Consider the following 18,223-nt stretch of genomic DNA (forward strand, 5'->3'; position numbering starts at 1 on the left):
CGATCCTTGCCGCCTGCGGATCGGCCCGAGCCGCACACACCGGGAGTCACACCTATGCACCAGACACGTAATGGATTTTTAGAACACGTTCTATTGACCGTGCAGCGCACGGCATGCTTGGGGCTGGGGGCTGCCTTGCTGGGCGGCTGCGGGGGCTCGAGCGACCCCACCAACACGCTGCCCGCGGGGGTGTCGCAGCTCAGCCGCACCGCGTACCCTGCCACCAGCGTGGGCAGCGGCAGCACGGCGGCCACGCAAGATCTGCTGACGGCCGGTCTGGGTAAAAGCGGCCTGCTCAGCACCTCGGCCGTACCGGCTTACGCCGACCCGGCCCAGCCTACCGCCGACGAGCTGCGGCGCAACGCCGTGCTGTCCAATTACCGGGGCCTGGTGGATGTGACGGCCAAGGGCGGCTTTGGCAGCCTGTTCGGCCCGAATGTCGACCTGGCCGGCAATGCCACGGCGGGCGAAGGCCTGGTGCCCGGCCTCGAATACCTGGGCGTGCTGGACAACGCCGCCGGCACCAAGCGCGTCACCCTGGCGGTGCAGATCCCCGATAGCTTTGATGTGAACGCGCCCTGCGTGGTGCTGGCGCCGTCCTCGGGTTCGCGCGGCGTGTACGGCGCCATCGGCACCGGCGCCGAATGGGGCTTGAAGCGCGGCTGCGCGGTGGCGCTGACCGACGCGGGCAAGGGCATGGGTCTGTACGACCCGACCGACGACACGGTGCACCGCATCGACGGCACCCGCGCCACCCGCGCGGCGGCGGGCAGCCTCGCGCATTTCGCGGCCGCGCTGAGCGACAGCGCCCGCGCCGCCTTCAACACCGCGTTTCCAAACCGGCTGGCGCTGAAGCAAGCCCATTCGCAGCAGAACCCCGAGAAGGACTGGGGCAACGACACACTGGCCGCCGCCCGCTATGCGCTGTACGCCTTGAACCAGGAATACGCCGACACGGTGTCCGGCGGCAAGGCGGTGCGGTTCACGCCGGCCAATACCCTGGTGATCGCCGCCTCGGTGTCGAACGGCGGCTCGGCGGTATTGCGCGCAGCCGAGCAGGACAGCAGCGGCCTGATCGACGGCGTGGTGGCCTTCGAGCCCAATGCCCAGCCCGCCAGCACCAGCGGCTATGGCGTGCGGTTCGGCGGCGCCGCGGTGGCGGCCTATGGCAAGCCCCTGGCCGACTACGTGACCTACGCCAACCTGTACCAGCCCTGCGCCGCCCTCGCCAGCAGCGTGGCCATGGCCGAGACCTCGCTCTTCAACTACATCCCGTTTGCATCCATGACGGCGCGCGCCACCAACCGCTGCACCGCGCTGGCAGCCCTGGGCCTGCTGAATGGCGCCACACTGGCCGACCAGTCGGCCGACGCCCTAGCCCGGCTGCGCGCCTACGGCTGGACCAGCGACAACGACAGCATGCACAACGCCCACTACGGCCTGGGTAACCAGCCGATCCTGGCCACCATGTACCCCATGGCCTACGGCCGTTTCTCGGTGGCCGATAACCTGTGCGGTATGAGCCTGGCGGCCGTGGATGCCGGTGGTGCGCCGGTGGCCATAGGCGCCAACGCCAAAGCCGCCAGCTATGCCACTGGCAATGGCACGGCCAATGGCACGCCGGCCACACCGGTCTATAACGACGCCGTGGGCGGCGCGCATTCCTGGCAGACCGCGGTGTCGCCGGGCAGCGGCCTGGCCGACTTCGCGCTGGATGCGGCCCTGTGCCAGCGGGCACTGGTGACGGGCGTGGACACCGCCAGCGGTGCCGCCCTGACGGCCAGCAGCACGCCGACCAAGGCCCAGAGCGATGCGGTGCGCGCCGGCATGGCCGAGACCCTGCTGAGCGCCAACCTGCGCGGCAAGCCCACGCTGGTGGTGGCCGGGCGCAGCGACGCGCTGATCCCGGTGAACCACTCGGCCCGCGCCTATACCGCCTACAACCGCGCGGTCGAAGCCAGTGCCAGCCAGCTGCGTTATGTGGAGGTGACGAACGCCCAGCATTTCGACGGCTTTCTGGGCTTCTCCGGCTTCGATACCCGCTATGTGCCCTTGCACGCCTATTTCAACCAGGCGATGAATGCCATGTACGCGCGTTTGAAGTCCGGCACCGCCTTGCCGGCCAGCCAGGTGGTGCGGACCACGCCGCGCGGCGGGCTGCCCGGCGCGGCGCCCACCATTACCGCGGCCCAGGTACCTGCGATCAGCGCAGCCCCGGTAGTGGCCGACCAGATCGTCTTCTCCGGCGGTGCTATCCAGGTGCCGAATTAACTTTCTGCGTTGAAGAAGCGGTGGGTGTTCTTGCCCGCCCGCTTGGCCGTATACATGGCGGCGTCGGCGTTCTTCAGCAGCTCGGCCGGGGTGGCACCGGCACGGGGGTGCATGGCGATGCCGATGGAGGCGCCCAGCTGCACCTGCTGGTCGCCCAGCGTCAGCGGTGCATGCAAGGCGTCGACGATGCGGGCGGCGATCTGGGCCACATAGTCCTGGCTCAAGGGGTTGTCCAGCAGGATGACGAATTCGTCGCCGCCCAGGCGGGCCACGGTGTCGTTCTGCCGTACCTGCGACAGCAGCTTTTGGGCTACGCGCACCAGCAGCTCGTCGCCCCTGTCATGCCCTAGCGTGTCGTTGACCTGCTTGAACTGGTCGAGGTCCAGGAACATCAGGGCCAGCGGGCGCGGCTCGCGCTCGGTTTTGGCAATCGACTGGCCGAGCCGTTCCATCAGCAGCTGGCGGTTCGGCAGGTCGGTCAGCGGGTCGTGCAAGGCCAGGTGGCGGATGCGCTCGTCCTTGTGCCAGCGCTCGGTGATGTCGTTGAACACCGTGACAAAGCGGGTTGGGGTCTCGGCCGAGCCGGGGATGGAGGTGATGGTCTGCCATTCCAGAAAGGCCTCACCGTTTTTGCGCCGGCTCCATAGCTCGCCCGCCCAGTGCCCGTCGCGCGCCAGGGCCTGGGCTTTGGCGGCGTAAAAGGCGGCGTCGTGGTGCTGCGACTGCAGCAGCGCGGGCGTACGTCCCAGCATGTCCTCGGCGCTGTAGCCGGTGATGCTGCTGAAGGCCGGGTTCACCGACAGGATGACGCCATCGGCATCGGTGACCATGATGCCGTCCACGGTGTTGCGGAACACGCTGGCGGCCAGCTTGAGCTCGTTTTCCGCCGCCTTGGTGGAGCTGATGTCGTTGATCAACACGAAGAAGCCGACCACCGCGCCGGCCGCGTTCCGGTCCGGCATGTAGTGGGCCAGGGTGTAGCCGGTGCTGCCGTCGGCCTTGCTCAGGCTGCGCTCGAACCGCTGTGGCTCGCCGGCCAGTACCGCGCGCAGATAGGGCTCGTTCAGCGCGTACCTGTGCGGGCCCAGCAGGTCCATCAAAGTGCTGCCGATCACGTCTTCGGGGTGGATGCCAAACCATTCCAGGTAGGGCTTGTTGGCGAAGTGGCAGCGCTCGTCCTTGTCCCAGTAGGCGACCAGGCTGGGCAAGGCGTCGGTAATGGTCTGGATGAAGCGTGCGCTGTCCACCAGCTCGCGCGCCACGTCTTCCGCATGCTGGCGGGCGCCCCGCAGTTCGAACTCGAACCTGTTGCGCTCCAGCGCCACAAAGAACACCCAGTAGTAGCAGGCCACGTCGCCCAGGCTGCCGCGCTGGCCATTCACCACCACCGGCAGCTCGGCCGTGCCGGGGCCGAGCAGGCTCAGCTGCACTTCGGCCACGTTGCCCTGGCTGCGCAGCAGCGGCCAGACCTGGGTCTGCAGCAGGATGCGGCTGGCCAGCGGAAACAAGGCGTCCATAGCGCCCAGCTGCAGCTGCGCTTCGCTGCGGTTGATCAGCGCGCAGAGTGCGCTATTGGCAGACTGGATATAGCCCAGGTGGTCGGTCACCAGAACGGGGCAGGGCAGGTGGTTCAGTGTTTCCATGGCGCGGCCTGAGCTTGAGGGAGGCGGTGGCGTGGTATGCCACCCATGCCGTGGTTGTACGCCGAAACCGGCCCGGGTTCACGCGTTGCTGCTATTTATTTTTAGCGGTCTTGCCGCTGGCGCATCAGCCGCCGCGGTCGATTTTGTGCAGGTAGGCCAGTGCGATGCGCGGCGGGGCGTTCAGCAGTTCGGCGATGGCGTCCACGTCGTCGGGCAAGGCGGCGTTGTCCCAGCCTTGCATGGTGTGGCGGGCCACGCGCACGGCCAGCACCACATTGCGCACCGCGGCCTGCTCGGCGTGGCGGGTGTCGCTGAGGCGGACCAGCAGGGTGGATAAGCGCCAGCGCTGCATCAGCGCCTGGGCCAGGTCGTCGAGTTCGATGTTCAGCAGGCTGCGCTGGATGGTGGCGCTGCGCAGGGTGGGGTCGGCGCTTTGCGCATCGTGGATGGCCAGCGCCAGGGTGGGCGCGTGGCACCAGAGCAGCATCTCGGCGAAGTCGTGCAGGAACGCGGCTTGCAGTATCACGTCCACATCCAGGTCGGCGCGGTGCACTGCGAAGCCCAGGGCGAACATGCGTGCGCGTTCGGCCCGGCGCAGCAGTTCGCGCATGGCGTCCAGCGCCTGGGGCTGGTCGCGCAGCCGGTCTTCCAGCGTGGGCTGCGGGCCGAAATGGCGGAAGAACGGGGCGATGCCCAGCATCACCAGGGCGCTGGTGACGGTGTCGGTCTTGGCGTCGGCGCCTTCGTCATTAAGGATGCTGGGTTTGCGCTTGCCGGCCACAAAGGCCAGCAGCTTGATGGACATCAGCGGGTCGGTCTGGATGGCCTTGGCCAGCATGGCGGCGTCCACGTCGTCTTCGATGGCGCGCAGCTGCTCGAGTGCCTGGGCGGTGGCGGCCAGCACCGGGATCTCGGCGTCGACGAAATAGCGCGTCCAGGCGGCCAGATCGGGCAGGGGCTCGGTGCGGTATGGCGCGGCGACCACGGGGGCGGCGCTGGGGGGGATTTCGACCATAGCGGCGAATGTACTGCAGCTGCGCCAAGTTTGCAGAAATTTCAAGCCAAATCGGCCTGTGGCGCAGGTAGTACCTGCGCTAGGCGCTATCAAAATAGGAATTTTTCACACTTTGCTGCAAACGCACAATCTGCCCCGCACGGGCTTGTGCCACGGCCTTGTGCAGGATCTTGTAGGTATCGAAGTCAAATGCCGGCGGGCCGGACTCCAGCAGCTCGGCCACCTCGTCCTCGCGCTCGGCCGTGCCCAGGTAGCGCCATTCGTGCAGCACATGCAGGGCTTCGCCTTCGCGCAAGCCGATGGCGCCGGGGTAGGGCCAGCGCTGCACTTTGTGGCGGGTCAGCGCGGACAGCAGGGCCAGGTTGTGCTGGGCCATGCTTTGCGCGCCGACACAGGCGCCTGCGCACTGGCGCACCTGGTAGGCGAAGCAGGGTTTGCCGGCGGCGATCTTTTCCAGCCCGAGCACGCCGCGGCACAGGCGCTGCTCGGTGGCCAGGGTTTCCAGCAGCTGCAGTGCGGCGCGCTTGGAGCGGAACGGGCCGAACAAGTTGTCCTGCACCCCCAGCGCGATGTCGGGGCCGTTGACCAGGCGCGGCGTCAGCGGCGTGTGCAGCGCGCGGGTGTCGTCCAGCTGCCAGGCATGCAGGTCACGCTGGCGGCGCAGCTGCACGTTCAGGCTGGGCTGGTGGTGTTTGACAAGCCGGGCTTCGAGCAGCAGGGCGCCGATCTCGCCGGCGGTTTCTATCCAGTCGATGTCGGCCACCTGCTGGCTCAGCCGCATCTCCTTGGGCTGCGACAGCGCGGCACTGAAGTGGGCCAGCACGCGGCTGCGCAGATTCTTGCTTTTGCCGATGTAGAGCGGGCGGCGCTGGGCGTCGAAGAACAGGTAGACGCCCGGTGTTTCGGGCAGCCGGTCGATGTGCTCGGCGTCCAGCTGCGGCGGCACGGCCGGCCGGGCCGACAGGCTGTTCACCGCGTCCAGCAGGCTGGCCGGGTCGAAGCGGGTTTGCAGCATCTGCCAGAACTGCGCCAGCGCATCGGCGTCGGCCAGCGCACGGTGGCGCTCGGGCATCTGCAGGCCGTGCAGCGCGATCAGCGTGTCCAGGTTGTGCCGGGCCTGCTGGGGGAATAGCCGGCGCGAGAGCTGCACGGTGCACAGCACCGGGGCCTGCCAGGCGATGCCGCAGGCCTTGAATTCGGCACGCAGAAAGCCGTAGTCGAAGCGCGCGTTGTGCGCCACGAACAGCTTGCCGCGCAGCCGGTCCAGGATCTCGGCGGCTACTGCGTCGAAGCGTGGCTGGTCGGCCAGCATGGCGTCGTCGATGCCGGTCAGCTGCTGGATGAAGGGCGGGATGCGCGTGCCCGGCTGGATCAGTTGGCTCCAGCGGCGCACGTGGTGGCCATCGACCTCGACGATGCCGACTTCGGTGATGCGGTCGCGTCCGGCGCTGCCGCCGGTGGTTTCAATATCGACAAAAGCCAGGGGCGGGAAGGTGGGCGTCATAGGGACGGTGGTGGCGGGCCGCCCATTGTGTCAGGCATGCCGGGCACGGCGCAGCCGTTGGCCGCGATGCCCTTGCATAGAGGTTTGAGGGAAAATACGGCTTTGGCGCAGTAACCACCTACGCCAGTAGCTATCAAAACTACAGCAAATTCCAGGGCTTAGCCCTGCAGGCTCAACGCATATTCCCGGTGTGGCCGAGCGAGTAGCGGCCCGGCTGCGGCCAGACCGTCAGGCCATGCGGCTCGGCGCCGACCTGGATGGATTTCACGGCGCCGGTGTCGGTATCAAAAGCGTAAACCACATCATCGAAGCGGCCAGACAGCCATAACACTTTGCCATCCGCGCTGACGTTGCCCATGTCCGGGCTGCCGCCGCCGGGAATTGGCCAGGTGGTCAATACCTTGCGCGTGGCGAAGTCCAGCACCGAGACGCTGCCCTTGCCGTGGCGGCCACCGTGCACCATATTGCTGCCCCGGTTCGAGATGTACAGCTTGCTGCCGTCGCGGCTCGGGTACAGGCCGTGCGCGCCCACGCCGGTGGGGATGGTGCCGAGCTTGGTGAAGCTCTCGCCATCGACCAAGTAGATGCCGTCGGCCATCATGTCGGCCACATAGAACACCTTGCCGTCGGGCGAGACCCGGATGTCTTGCGGCATGCCTTTTTTGTTCAGCTCCAGGTAGCCAACCACCTTGCGGTTGACCATGTCGATCTTCGCCAGCTTGCCGCCGAATTCGCAGGTGAACAGCGCGTAGCTGCCGTCGATGGAAAAGTCGGCGTGGTTGATGCCTTTGCATTCCGGCACTTCCAGGCTGGACTGCAGCGCCATCGTATGGGCGTCGCGGAAGTCGAGACGCGCATGGGCTTCAGCGACGACGATGGCCTGCTTGCCATCGGGCGTGAAGTACATGTTGTATGGGTCGTCCACTGCCACGCTTTTTCCCGGCTTGCCGGTCTTCGGGTCGATGGGCGTCAGGCTGCCGTCGTTCTTGCCCTCGGCATTGTTGGCCACCCACAGCGTCTGCAGGTCCCAGCTGGGCACCACGTGCTGCGGGCTTTTGCCGACCGGAAATTTGTCCACCACCTTCATGGTCGCCGGGTCGATCACATACACGTTGTTGGAGCGCAGATTCGGCACGTAGATGCGCGGTAGGGCGCCGGCTACGCCCGGGCTGAGGCGGTTGGTGCCGGCTTCGCTGTACAGATTGCCGGCGTTGACCACCGGCGGCATGCCGGGCGCGGTCTTGATCGGCTGGGCCGAGGCGCTGCCACAGGCTATGACAGCCAGAAGAGTAAGAGAGGCTTTTAAATGCATGGAGTGTTTTTCCTGTTTGCGTTCCCGTACGCTTCAGTGCGCGGCCGTGTTGGCTTTAAGGGACTGGATGGTTTTGGTGACGATGGCGTCGACGCCCAACTGGCCCAGCTCAGCCGTGGCGCGGTGCGGGTCGCCGCCGTAGACGCCATCGGCCAGGCCGGGTTTGGCGCCGCTGCGCATGGCGTCCTGGCGCACCATCTGGGGCGCGACGGCCAGCAGCAGCGCGGTATCGGCCAGGCCGGCGTGGGTGCCGATTTCATCGTCGCGTATGCCGTGCTGGCGCAGGATCTGGGCGTAGCCGTCTGAGCTGGTGGCGTAGTACACCGGTGGCACCAGGGCCTGCGCAGTGGCGCCCCAGCTCTTGTTCAGCTGGGCCACCACTTGCTGCACGTCCTTCTGGTAGCCGCCGTGGTCGCCCAGAAACACGATGTTCTTGAAGCCATGCACCTTGAAGCTGTTGGCGGCCGATTCCAGGGTTTTCTTGAACACCTCGTCGGGCACGGTGATGGTGCCAGGGAAACGCATGTGCGACGACGTCGGCGCCGTGCCCCCCTCGGGCACATAGGCGATCACCGGTGCCACCAGCGCGTTACCCAGGCCCTCGGCGATACGCTGCGAGAGTATTTTGACCCGCGCGTTGTGCTTGCCCAGCGCCACGTAAGGCCCGCTTTGCTCGGTACCGCCGATGGGGATCAGGATCGTGGTTTTGCCGGCCTGCAACTGGTCGCGCAGTTCGGTCCAGGTCAGGTCTTCCAGAAATACGGTTCTGGGGGGTTGTGCAAAGCTGGCTTGCGTCACCAGCAGCAGGGCCGTGCAAGCCAAGACGCGGCGGGTGCGGAGCATAAACAGATGCATGAAGAATGTTCCAATGTTCCAACGGCCAAGTTTTATCGAGCTTACATAAGTGTCCACAGTTCCCGTGGCTGCGCTTTGTTTCAGGTCAAGAGGGGGTAAAGTTGTTGCACGGTTATAGATGGGTACCGTGGATGGAGGTCATGTAGGCCGGAAATGGACTATGGACTATATTGAGAGCCCTTCGGCCGCGGCAACTTCCCTTGAACAGGTTCTTAGAGGAGCCCCATGAAATTCGAACAAATCATTGCATCGGACATCCTGATCCCGTCCTTGCCCACGACGGTGGCGCAGATCTTCAGCGAGTTCCAGCAGCCTGAGCCGGACATGCGCAAGATCACCGCGCTGCTGTCCAGCGAGGTGGGGCTGACGGTGCGGGTGCTGCGCCTGCTCAATTCAGCCCGCTATGGCAGCGGCGGCCAGATCGGCACGGTCGAGGCGGCGATTCCGCTGCTGGGCCTGAAGGCCATCAAGCAGCTGGTCAGCGCCGCGGCGGTGGGTGGTGCCTTCAAACTGGTGCCGGGGGTGGACATGACTGAGTTCTGGCGGCACAGCCTGGATGTGGCCAAGATCGCCCAGTCGCTGGCCGCCTCGCTGAAGCTGGACCAAGGCCTGGCCTTTACCGCCGGCCTGCTGCACGGCGTGGGCGACCTGATCATGAAGAAGGCCATGCCGAACCAGCCCTGTCTACAGGCCGCCTTTGCCACCGACAGCGACCGGCACGCCAAGCAGACCGCCGAGCTTGGCTATTCCTACGCCGACGTGGGGGCGGCGTTTGCCAGCAAATGGCGTTTTCCGCAGGCCTTGGTGGACGCGATCCAGAACCACCCCGATCCGCAGGACGATGTCGAGGCCGATACCCTGGCCGGCGTGCTGTACCTCGCCTCCTGGGGCGGCCATGCCCACGAACTGGACCTGGATGCGCCCGCGCTGTTCGCTCAGTACCCGCAGCGCGTAGCCGATGCGATTGGCTTCACCGACGGCGAACGCCTGCGCTCGGAGAACCCGATCGAATGGACCCGCCCGGACGAGGCCGGCGATTTTGCTTGAATGGAAAATACGGCTCTAGCGCTGCTGGAGCCTGCGCAGATAGCTATTGAAAAAGTAGCGTTTCAGGCCGCCGAATCGGCTTGCAGATAAGCCGGCAATAGCTGGGCCGCCTGCTGCAGCAAGGCGAATTCTGCGTCGCTGAGCCCCAGCGGCAGCAGGTCAAAGTGGCACAGCGTGCCGCCGATCTCACCGCTGGCGGTTTGCCAGGGCACGCCGTGGTAGCAGACCATCACGCCTTGGTAGGGGTGGCCGTCCAGCCGGCTGTCGGCCGCGGAATCGCTGGTTTTGAAAACCCCGTCGCGCAGCACAAACTGGCAAAAGCTGCTGTCCAGCGGCACTTCCGCCAGGTAGGCGGGGCGGATTTCGCCGCTTTTGTCGTGCAGCAGCAGATTGCGCAGGATGTCACCCTCCAGGCGGTACATGGCGCTGAAGCGGTGTGGCACGCCAGCGTTCAGATATTGCAGGGCGGCGGCCGCACCATGGGCTTGCGCGGTGGCGGTCAGGGCGTCTAGGCTGCGGGTGGTTTGCATGGCGGCAGTATACGGACGGTCTGTGGGCTAGCCGCCCCAGCCCAGCACGCGCAGCGCCCAGCCGGCCAGCGCGCACAGCACGATCACCCGGATCACGCCCATTTTGTAGCGTATCAAGGCCACGCCCGCTGCCAGCGCCAGCAGCAGCGCCGCCCAGTCGATGTTCGCAGGAAATATGCCGCTGGTGCCCGACCTGATGGCGATGTGTGCTATGAAAAACAGAGCAAGACTGGCGATCACCCCGACCACGGCGGCGGTGATGGCGGTCAGCGGGGCGGTGAACTGCAGTTTGCCGTGCGTGCTCTCCACCAGCGGCCCGCCGGCCAGAATAAAGATGAAGGACGGCAGAAAGGTGAACCAGGTGACCACCGTGGCCGCCAGCGCTGCACCCAGGAACAGCGCGTCCGGCCCCAGCACCGCCTTGCCCCAGCCACCAACAAATCCGACAAAAGCCACCACCATGATCAACGGGCCGGGCGTGGTCTCGCCCAGGGCCAGGCCGTCGATCATCTGCGTGCCGCTGAGCCAGCCAAACTGCGTCACCGCGCCCTGGTAGACATAGGGCAGCACCGCGTAGGCGCCACCAAAGGTCAGCAGCGCCGCCTTGCTGAAGAACCAGCCCATGGCCGCCAGCGTGCCGTGCCAGCCGCTGGTTGCCACCAGCGCGGCCATCGGCAGCAGCCACAGCAGGGCGCCTACGGCCAGTACCTGCAGCAGCCGGATTTTGCTGAAGCGCGCGTGGGCCGGGGTCGGCGTGTCGTCGTCGATCAGTGCCGGGCCGTAGCTGGCTTTGGCCGCGCCATGGCCGCTGCCGCCGGTGAACTGCCCCGGGGCCCAGCGTGCGCCCAGCCAGCCGATCAGGCCCGCGGCCAGCACGATGGCCGGAAAGGGTACGGCAAAGGCGTAGATTGCTATGAAACTGCTAGCTGCTATCGCCCAGAGTACGGGCGCTGTGGCCGGTTTTTTGAGTGTCTTGCTGCCGATGCGGTGCACCGCCTGCACCACCAGCGCAGCGACCGCGGGTTTGATCCCGTAGAGCAGGCCGGCGACCCAGGGCACGTTGCCAAAGGCCACATAGACCCAGCTCAGCGCTATCAGAATCAGCAGCGAGGGCAGCACAAACAGCGCGCCCGCCGCCACGCCGCCGCGCGTGCGGTGCAGCAGCCAGCCGATATAGGTGGCCAGCTGCTGGGCCTCGGGGCCGGGCAGCAGCATGCAGTAGTTGAGCGCGTGCAGAAAGCGCTTCTCGCTGATCCAGCGTTTTTGCTCGACCAGCTCGCGGTGCATGATGGCAATCTGGCCGGCCGGCCCGCCAAAGCTGATGCAGCCCAGCTTGAACCAGAACTTCAGGGCTTCGGCGAAGGAGAGGGTGGGTTCGGTCATATGCAGAATATCCAGGCAGGGTGTGGATTGTGTCGCGGTGGCGCGTCGGGCGGCTGGTAACTTGCTGGTAACTCGTACCCGGGCGTTGCCAAGTTCTCTACAATCGCGCCATTCGAACCCGATTCGAACCCGATTCGACCCCAACCCGTACCCCACCATGCCCCGTTGCTTCACCGAACAACAACAACACCGTCGCACGGCTGGCATGCTTAGCGTCGCCCTGGGGCCAGTCCCCCGGCGCGCAGACCTGGTTTTAACCTTCGGAGCCTTCCCATGTCTGCACTATTCAGCCCGACCGCCCTGGTCGTACCCTTTGAACAACTGAGAATGGACGACGTCGAGTCGGTGGGTGGCAAAAATGCCAGCCTCGGCGAGATGATTTCACAGCTGCCCTCGGGCGTACGCGTGCCCACCGGCTTTGCCACCACGGCCCATGCGTTCCGCCAATTTCTGGCCCACGACGGCCTGGCCGACAAGATCAGCGCCCGGCTGGCCCGGCTGGACACGGAAGACGTGCGCGCGCTGGCGGTTGCCGGCGCCGAGATCCGCGGCATGGTCGAAGCCCAGCCTTTCCCTGCCGACCTGCAAGCTGCGATCACCGAGGCTTTTGCCAAGCTGAGCGCTGGCAATCCCGAGGCCTCGTTCGCCGTGCGCTCCTCGGCCACCGCCGAAGATTTGCCCGACGCATCCTTTGCCGGCCAGCAGGAAACCTTCTTGAACGTGGTCGGCATCGAGGCCGTGTTGCACAAGATGAAAGAGGTGTTTGCCTCGCTGTACAACGACCGTGCCATCAGCTACCGCGTGCACAAGGGTTTTGCCCACGACATCGTGGCCCTGAGTGCCGGCGTGCAGCGCATGGTGCGATCCGACCTGGGGGCGGCCGGCGTGATGTTCACCATCGACACCGAGTCCGGTTTTGACCAGGTCGTCTTCATCACCAGCAGCTACGGCTTGGGCGAAACCGTGGTGCAGGGCGCAGTGAACCCCGACGAGTTCTATGTGCACAAGCCGATGCTGAAAGCTGGCAAGCGCGCCGTGATCCGCCGCAACCTCGGATCGAAGATGGTGCAGATGGAGTTCACCACCGCCGCCGAGAAAGCCGCCACCGGCCAGCTGGTGAAGACCACCGATGTGCCGACCGAGCAGCGCAATCGCTATTCGCTGAGCGACGCCGACGTCGAGCAGCTGGCCCAGTACGCGCTGGTGATCGAAGAGCATTACGGCCGGCCCATGGATATCGAATGGGGCAAGGACGGCACCGACGGCCTGCTTTACATCCTGCAGGCCCGGCCCGAGACGGTGAAGAGCCAGCAGCTGGGCAAGGCCGAGCTGCGCTACAAGCTCAAGGGCAAGAGCAACGTGCTGGCCGAAGGCCGCGCGATTGGCCAGAAGATCGGTACCGGCCCGGTGCGCCTGGTGCACAACATCAGCCAGATGGACGAAGTCCAGCCCGGCGACGTGCTGGTCACCGACATGACCGACCCGAACTGGGAGCCGGTGATGAAGCGTGCCAGCGCCATCGTGACCAACCGTGGCGGCCGTACCTGCCACGCGGCCATCATTGCGCGCGAGCTGGGTATCCCGGCGGTGGTCGGCTGCGGCGATGCGACCGAGAAGCTCAAGACCGGCACCCTGGTGACAGTCAGCTGCTCGGAAGGCGACACCGGCTTCATCTACGACGGCCTGCTGGAAACCGAGGTTACCGAGGTCGAGCGCGGCACCATGCCCGAGATCAAGACCAAGATCATGATGAACGTGGGCAATCCGCAGCTGGCGTTCGACTTCTGCCAGCTGCCCAACCAGGGCGTGGGCCTGGCGCGGTTGGAGTTCATCATCAACAACAACATCGGCGTGCACCCCAAGGCCATCCTGGACTATCCGAACATCGACAACGACCTGAAGAAGGCCGTCGAATCGGTAGCCCGCGGCCACGCTTCGCCGCGCGCCTTCTATGTCGACAAGGTGGCCGAAGGTGTGGCGACGATTGCGGCGGCCTTCTGGCCCAAGCCTGTCATCGTGCGCCTGTCGGACTTCAAGTCCAACGAATACCGCAAGCTGATCGGCGGCAGCCGCTACGAGCCGGAAGAAGAAAACCCAATGCTGGGCTTCCGCGGTGCAGCGCGCTACATCAGCGCCGACTTTGGCGAAGCCTTCGCCATGGAATGCGCGGCACTGAAGCGCGTGCGCCTGGAGATGGGTCTGACCAATGTGCAGGTCATGGTGCCCTTTGTGCGCACCCTGGGCCAGGCCGAGAAGGTCACCAAGTTGCTGGCCCAGCACGGCCTGCAGCGCGGCCAGGATGGCTTGAAGGTCATCATGATGTGCGAAGTGCCGAGCAATGCGATTTTGGCCGATGAGTTTCTGCAGTTCTTCGACGGTTTCTCGATTGGATCGAACGACCTGACCCAGCTGACCCTGGGCCTGGACCGCGATTCCGGCCTGGAGCTGCTGGCTGCCGACTTCGACGAGCGCGACCCTGCCGTCAAAGCCATGCTGAGCCGCGCGATCACGGCCTGCAAGGCCCAGGGCAAGTACGTCGGCATATGTGGGCAGGGCCCGAGCGACCATCCGGACTTTGCCCAGTGGTTGGCCGACCAGGGCATCGAGTCGATCTCGCTGAACCCGGACAGCGTGGTGGCTACCTGGAAACAGTTGGCGGGTGGCTGATCGCGGCGCTGGTTTAGAGGCCTAGCGCCTCTTCCAGGGGCCGGCATTTGTCGGCGCCTACGGCTTCCCGGATCTTGGGCACCAGCGCCACCAGCTGCTGGTAGCCCGAGGCCGACTCCACCGCCAGGTTCAACCGAAAACCGCGCAGGCCCAGCCCGGCCGTGAGCTGGGTGGCAATTGCATAACCGCGCAGGTAGAGTTCATTCGGATTTGCCTGTGGGGCATGGGCTTGTGGTGTGGCTGCTGCAGAGGTGGGTTCGGATGCAGCGTCTTCGGCGATGTATCCCAGCGCGAGCAGCTGCGCAATGTCGGCTTCAACTATGCCCATGCCGGCGGTCGCGCGCAGTACATCCTGCAGCGTCCGCTTGCCATCGATAAGGATGAAGGCCGCACGCAGTTTGATCAGCGCAGGGGCGCGCTCCTTGAATGCCTGCTGGCCCAATTCGGTTTTGATGTATGTCATCCTGGTGTCTCCCGGGAGCATGCTACTACGCCGTTTGCGTGTGGTGTGCTGTTGCCCAGGTCTGGGCAATGGGTAAACACGGGATCTTGTTCTGCGGGGGCTGGGCTAGGATGCCGACGCTGCAACTTGCTCGCGCAGTCTCCATGGCTCCTATTTCTCGGGTTACATGTCCGCCTTGCCTACCGCTCTTGTGCCTCCCCGATCCACCTTGCGTGTGACCTTGCTTGTGGTCTGGGCGGTGCTGTCTTTCGGCGGGGTGTTCTTTGCGCGCGACATGACCTGGGTGGTGGCTGGCTGGCCGCTGAACTACTGGTTCTGTGCCCAGGGCGCGGTGCTGTGCTTTTTGCTGATCGTGGCGGTGTATGCGTGGCGGCGGCGCCACTCGGGTGCTGAAACCGATACGGTCCAAGCCCCGCAAGGGCCCTACCGGCGCCGGCTGCACCGTAACTTTGGCCTGTACGTGGTGTGCCTGCTGGTGTTCCTGGGGCTGATGGCCTGGGCCGAGCAGCGCGGCTTGTCGCGCTACTGGATTGGCGGGATTTTTCTGTTTGCCACCTTTGCCCTGTATGCCTGCATCGGCATTTACTGCCGTACCTCGGACCCGGCCGAGTATTACGTGGCCGGGCGCCGCATTCCGCCCATTTACAACGGCATGGCCACTGCCGCCGACTGGATGAGCGCGGCCTCCTTCATCAGCCTGGCCGGGGGCTTGTATCTGCATGGGTTTTCGGGTTCGAACGGACAGCCGGGCGGGTTGGCTTACATCATGGGTTGGACCGGCGGGTTTTGCCTGGTGGCCCTGCTGATCGCCCCGCGCCTGCGCCGCATGCAGCTGTATACCGTGCCCGACTTTTTTGGCGCGCGCTTTGGCGGGCGCTGGCCGCGCTGGATTGCCGCCGGGGCGGCGGTGCTGTGCTCGTTTACCTATGTGGTGGCGCAGATTTACGCGGTAGGCCTGATCACCTCGCGCCTGACCGGGGTGCAGTTCGAGATCGGCATTCTGTTGGGGCTGGGGGGCGTGCTGGTGTGCTCGTTCCTGGGCGGCATGCGCGCCGTGACCTGGACCCAGGTCACGCAGTATGTGATCCTGATTCTGGCTTTCCTGATTCCGGTGTCGTGGCTGGCCTACAAGCAGCTGGGCAACCCGCTGGCGCCGCTGGTCTATGGCCAGCAGCTGCCCAAGATTGCGGCCTTGGAAAAACAGCTGACCGAGTCGCCGGCCGAGATCTCGGTGCTGGCCGAGTACAGCCAGCGGGCCGCCACCTATGGCGCGATGCTGCAGGACGTGCCGGCCACCCTGGCGCGCGAGCGGGCGGCCGCCCAAGCCCGTTTGCGCCAGCTGAAGATGGACCGTGCCGACGCCTCGGCGGTGCGCAAGGCGGCGCGCGAGCTGGCGGCTTTGCCCCAGGATGAGGCCGCGGCGCGTGAGCAATGGACGCGGGCCCGACAGGACAATCTGGAGCGGGCCCAGCCGCTGGCGGGTATGTCGCCGCACACCCTGGTGTTTGCCGGCGACCCGGAGGGATCGCCCGAGCAGCGCGATAGCTTCAACGCCGCGCGGCTGAACTTTCTGGCCCTGATGTTCTGTCTGATGACCGGTACGGCGGCCTTGCCGCACCTGCTTACGCGCTTCTACACCACGCCCACGGTGGCCGAGGCGCGCAGCTCGGTCGCCTGGTCGCTGCTGTTCATTGCGCTGCTGTACCTGGCCGCGCCGGCGCTGGCGGTACTGGTGAAGTTCGAGGTCATGAGCCATGTGGTGGGGCAGAGCTTTGACAATCTTCCGACCTGGATGGCGCAATGGGCCCAGGTCGACCCGACCCTGCTGCAGGTGACCGATGTGAATGGTGACCACATCCTGCAGTTTGCCGAGCTGCGGCTCGGCGCCGACCTGGTGATGCTGGCCACACCCGAGCTGGGCGGCCTGCCTTATGTAGTGTCGGGCCTGGTGGCTGCGGGCGGCCTGGCGGCGGCCTTGTCCACCGCCGACGGCCTGCTGCTGACCATGGGCAATGCGCTGGCCCACGACCTGTATTTCCGTGGTGCCCGGCGCGAGTCCGACCCCATGGTGCGGGTGCTGCTGTCGAAATTTGCCTTGCTGCTGCTCGCGTTGGCCGCCGCTTATGTGGCGGCGCAGAAACCGGCCGACATTCTGGCCCTGGTGTCCGCCTCGTTCTCGCTGGCCGCGGCGGCATTTTTCCCGGCGATGGTGGCCGGTCTGTTCTGGCAGCGCACCACGCGCCGGGCGGCGGTGGCTGGCATGCTGGTAGGGTTGGGGGTGACGCTTTGGTACATGCTGGTGAATGCACCCATGGTGCGTACCGCGCTGGGGCTGGGTGGAAGCGGGCTGTGGTGGGGTATCCAACCCATCTCCGCAGGGGTGTTTGGCCTGCCGGCGGGCGCGCTGGTGATCTGGCTGTTGAGCCAATTTGCACCCCAGCCATCCAAAAATCAGAATAGCGGGCTATAATCGCTGGCTTTGCCCTTGCTACACCACTACAGACGCAGTGGGTGGCTTTACATCCTTAAGGAGAAATATGCGTCATTACGAAATCATTTTGATGATCCACCCGGATCAAAGCGAACAGGTTCCAGCCATGCTGGAGCGCTACAAGGGCATGATCACCGCCGGCGGCGGCAAGATCCACCGCGTGGAAGACTGGGGCCGCCGTCAACTGGTGTACCTGATCAACAAGCTGGCCAAGGCCCACTACCTGTGCGTCAACATCGAAGCCGACCAAGCCATCATGGCTGAACTGGAACACGCGTTCAAGTTCAACGACGCCGTGCTGCGCCACCTGACCGTGGTGATGAAGAAGGCCGAAACCGGCCCTTCGTCGATGATGAAGACCGTCGAGCGCGAAGAAGCCCGCAAGACGCAACAGGCGGAGTACGCAGCCCACTAAGGTGGCTTGCTAAGCGGAGTTCCCACACGGAGTGAACCACGTAGTTTTGACGGCCTGTCTTGCAGAAGTTAAAAACCTGCGCTACACGCCCGCCGGACTGCCCGCCCTGGATATGGTGCTCGAACACGAGTCCAGTCTGGAGCAAGCAGGCCAAATACGGCAAGTCAAACTGGTGGTCAAGGCAATCGCCTTTGGCGCCATCGCCGAGCGAATCCAGCAGCAGCCCTTGGGCAGCAACTGGCAGTTCACCGGATTTTTGGCCTCTCCCCGTTTGGGCAAGAACCCCGTACTTCATATCCAAGAGTTTCAACCAGATTAAATCAGGAGTCCATCATGGCCGGACCAAAACGTTTCAATAACAAAGACAAGCGCCCCAAGCGCAATACCCAGTCCCTGCTGTTCAAGCGCAAGCGCTTTTGCCGCTTCACCGTGACCGGTGTAGAACAGATCGACTATAAGGACATCGACACGCTGCGCGATTTCATTGCTGAAAACGGCAAGATCATCCCCGCACGCCTGACCGGCACCCGCGCGATTTTCCAGCGCCAGCTCAACACCGCTATCAAGCGTGCGCGTTTCCTCGCCATGCTGCCGTACAGCGACCAGCACCGCATCTAAGGAAGTACG

At 65.2% G+C, this 18,223-nt stretch carries 15 protein-coding genes; 7 read left to right on the forward strand and 8 right to left on the reverse strand.

What is annotated here, in order from left to right; genetic code table 11:
• Positions 1 to 54 precede the first annotated feature (54 nt).
• Positions 55 to 2,271 carry a 3-hydroxybutyrate oligomer hydrolase family protein gene (locus tag J2X19_RS03055; protein ID WP_310370534.1) on the forward strand — a complete coding sequence of 739 codons (2,217 nt, stop codon included), beginning with the start codon at positions 55 to 57 and terminating at the stop codon, positions 2,269 to 2,271.
• Here J2X19_RS03055 and J2X19_RS03060 read toward each other — a convergent pair.
• From J2X19_RS03060 to J2X19_RS03080, 5 genes are all read right to left on the reverse strand, one after another.
• On the reverse strand, positions 2,268 to 3,914 hold the full coding sequence (locus tag J2X19_RS03060) for a sensor domain-containing protein (protein ID WP_310370536.1): 1,647 nt from the start codon (positions 3,912 to 3,914) through the stop codon (positions 2,268 to 2,270). The two genes, J2X19_RS03055 and J2X19_RS03060, sit on opposite strands and share 4 nt — an antisense overlap.
• A gap of 124 nt (positions 3,915 to 4,038) precedes the next feature.
• Positions 4,039 to 4,929, reverse strand: a complete 891-nt coding sequence (locus J2X19_RS03065) for an HDOD domain-containing protein (protein WP_310370538.1) — start codon at positions 4,927 to 4,929, stop codon at positions 4,039 to 4,041.
• A gap of 79 nt (positions 4,930 to 5,008) precedes the next feature.
• Positions 5,009 to 6,433 carry a 3'-5' exonuclease family protein gene (locus J2X19_RS03070; RefSeq protein ID WP_310370540.1) on the reverse strand — a complete coding sequence of 475 codons (1,425 nt, stop codon included), beginning with the start codon at positions 6,431 to 6,433 and terminating at the stop codon, positions 5,009 to 5,011.
• 172 nt (positions 6,434 to 6,605) lie between these two features.
• Positions 6,606 to 7,745: a YVTN family beta-propeller repeat protein gene (locus tag J2X19_RS03075; RefSeq protein WP_310370543.1), complete on the reverse strand. Its 1,140-nt coding sequence runs from the start codon at positions 7,743 to 7,745 to the stop codon at positions 6,606 to 6,608.
• A 33-nt stretch (positions 7,746 to 7,778) separates the two neighbouring features.
• On the reverse strand, positions 7,779 to 8,588 hold the full coding sequence (locus tag J2X19_RS03080; RefSeq protein WP_310370545.1) for a creatininase family protein: 810 nt from the start codon (positions 8,586 to 8,588) through the stop codon (positions 7,779 to 7,781).
• Between the two features lie 237 nt (positions 8,589 to 8,825).
• Between J2X19_RS03080 and J2X19_RS03085 the strand changes: the two genes are divergently transcribed.
• A complete protein-coding gene (locus J2X19_RS03085) occupies positions 8,826 to 9,647 on the forward strand; it encodes an HDOD domain-containing protein (protein WP_116604911.1) in 822 nt (273 codons plus the stop codon).
• A gap of 62 nt (positions 9,648 to 9,709) precedes the next feature.
• Here the strand turns inward: J2X19_RS03085 and J2X19_RS03090 are convergent, their stop codons facing one another.
• The gene (locus J2X19_RS03090; protein ID WP_116604909.1) at positions 9,710 to 10,177 is read right to left on the reverse strand and encodes a guanylate cyclase; all 468 of its coding nucleotides are present in this window, start codon (positions 10,175 to 10,177) and stop codon (positions 9,710 to 9,712) included.
• Positions 10,178 to 10,204: 27 nt separating this feature from the next.
• The gene (gene chrA, locus J2X19_RS03095; protein WP_310370547.1) at positions 10,205 to 11,560 is read right to left on the reverse strand and encodes a chromate efflux transporter; all 1,356 of its coding nucleotides are present in this window, start codon (positions 11,558 to 11,560) and stop codon (positions 10,205 to 10,207) included.
• Positions 11,561 to 11,833: 273 nt separating this feature from the next.
• Here chrA and ppsA point away from each other — a divergent pair, with 273 nt between their 5' ends.
• The gene (gene ppsA, locus J2X19_RS03100; protein WP_310370550.1) at positions 11,834 to 14,227 is read left to right on the forward strand and encodes a phosphoenolpyruvate synthase; all 2,394 of its coding nucleotides are present in this window, start codon (positions 11,834 to 11,836) and stop codon (positions 14,225 to 14,227) included.
• A gap of 13 nt (positions 14,228 to 14,240) precedes the next feature.
• Here ppsA and J2X19_RS03105 read toward each other — a convergent pair whose 3' ends face one another.
• Positions 14,241 to 14,690 (reverse strand): hypothetical protein, encoded by a 450-nt coding sequence (locus J2X19_RS03105; RefSeq protein WP_116604903.1) that lies wholly within the window; start codon positions 14,688 to 14,690, stop codon positions 14,241 to 14,243.
• A gap of 175 nt (positions 14,691 to 14,865) precedes the next feature.
• On the opposite strand from J2X19_RS03105, the gene J2X19_RS03110 reads away from it, so the two are divergent.
• The 4 genes from J2X19_RS03110 to rpsR all read left to right on the forward strand — a co-directional run bounded on the left by J2X19_RS03110 (position 14,866) and on the right by rpsR (position 18,214).
• Positions 14,866 to 17,160 (forward strand): VC_2705 family sodium/solute symporter, encoded by a 2,295-nt coding sequence (locus J2X19_RS03110; RefSeq protein ID WP_310370553.1) that lies wholly within the window; start codon positions 14,866 to 14,868, stop codon positions 17,158 to 17,160.
• Positions 17,161 to 17,227: 67 nt separating this feature from the next.
• Positions 17,228 to 17,596: a 30S ribosomal protein S6 gene (rpsF, locus tag J2X19_RS03115; RefSeq protein WP_092761765.1), complete on the forward strand. Its 369-nt coding sequence runs from the start codon at positions 17,228 to 17,230 to the stop codon at positions 17,594 to 17,596.
• Positions 17,597 to 17,627: 31 nt separating this feature from the next.
• Positions 17,628 to 17,915, forward strand: coding sequence for a primosomal replication protein N (gene priB / locus J2X19_RS03120; RefSeq protein ID WP_116604899.1), 288 nt, complete (start codon positions 17,628 to 17,630; stop codon positions 17,913 to 17,915).
• 14 nt (positions 17,916 to 17,929) lie between these two features.
• Positions 17,930 to 18,214 carry a 30S ribosomal protein S18 gene (gene rpsR / locus J2X19_RS03125; protein WP_092761761.1) on the forward strand — a complete coding sequence of 95 codons (285 nt, stop codon included), beginning with the start codon at positions 17,930 to 17,932 and terminating at the stop codon, positions 18,212 to 18,214.
• Positions 18,215 to 18,223: the final 9 nt, after the last annotated feature.

Source organism: Rhodoferax ferrireducens, from assembly GCF_031458075.1.
GTDB classification, from domain to species: domain Bacteria; phylum Pseudomonadota; class Gammaproteobacteria; order Burkholderiales; family Burkholderiaceae_C; genus Rhodoferax_B; species Rhodoferax_B ferrireducens_A.

Bases quoted from the DNA above. Each gene is read 5' to 3' on its own strand.
- J2X19_RS03065 (WP_310370538.1), bottom strand. From the start codon at position 4,929: ATGGTCGAAATCCCCCCCAGCGCCGCCCCCGTGGTCGCCGCGCCATAC.
- rpsR (WP_092761761.1), top strand. From the start codon at position 17,930: ATGGCCGGACCAAAACGTTTCAATAACAAAGACAAGCGCCCCAAGCGC.
- J2X19_RS03075 (WP_310370543.1), bottom strand. From the start codon at position 7,745: ATGCATTTAAAAGCCTCTCTTACTCTTCTGGCTGTCATAGCCTGTGGC.
- chrA (WP_310370547.1), bottom strand. From the start codon at position 11,560: ATGACCGAACCCACCCTCTCCTTCGCCGAAGCCCTGAAGTTCTGGTTC.
- J2X19_RS03080 (WP_310370545.1), bottom strand. From the start codon at position 8,588: ATGCTCCGCACCCGCCGCGTCTTGGCTTGCACGGCCCTGCTGCTGGTG.
- J2X19_RS03085 (WP_116604911.1), top strand. From the start codon at position 8,826: ATGAAATTCGAACAAATCATTGCATCGGACATCCTGATCCCGTCCTTG.
- J2X19_RS03105 (WP_116604903.1), bottom strand. From the start codon at position 14,690: ATGACATACATCAAAACCGAATTGGGCCAGCAGGCATTCAAGGAGCGC.
- J2X19_RS03060 (WP_310370536.1), bottom strand. From the start codon at position 3,914: ATGGAAACACTGAACCACCTGCCCTGCCCCGTTCTGGTGACCGACCAC.
- ppsA (WP_310370550.1), top strand. From the start codon at position 11,834: ATGTCTGCACTATTCAGCCCGACCGCCCTGGTCGTACCCTTTGAACAA.
- J2X19_RS03070 (WP_310370540.1), bottom strand. From the start codon at position 6,433: ATGACGCCCACCTTCCCGCCCCTGGCTTTTGTCGATATTGAAACCACC.
- J2X19_RS03055 (WP_310370534.1), top strand. From the start codon at position 55: ATGCACCAGACACGTAATGGATTTTTAGAACACGTTCTATTGACCGTG.
- J2X19_RS03090 (WP_116604909.1), bottom strand. From the start codon at position 10,177: ATGCAAACCACCCGCAGCCTAGACGCCCTGACCGCCACCGCGCAAGCC.
- rpsF (WP_092761765.1), top strand. From the start codon at position 17,228: ATGCGTCATTACGAAATCATTTTGATGATCCACCCGGATCAAAGCGAA.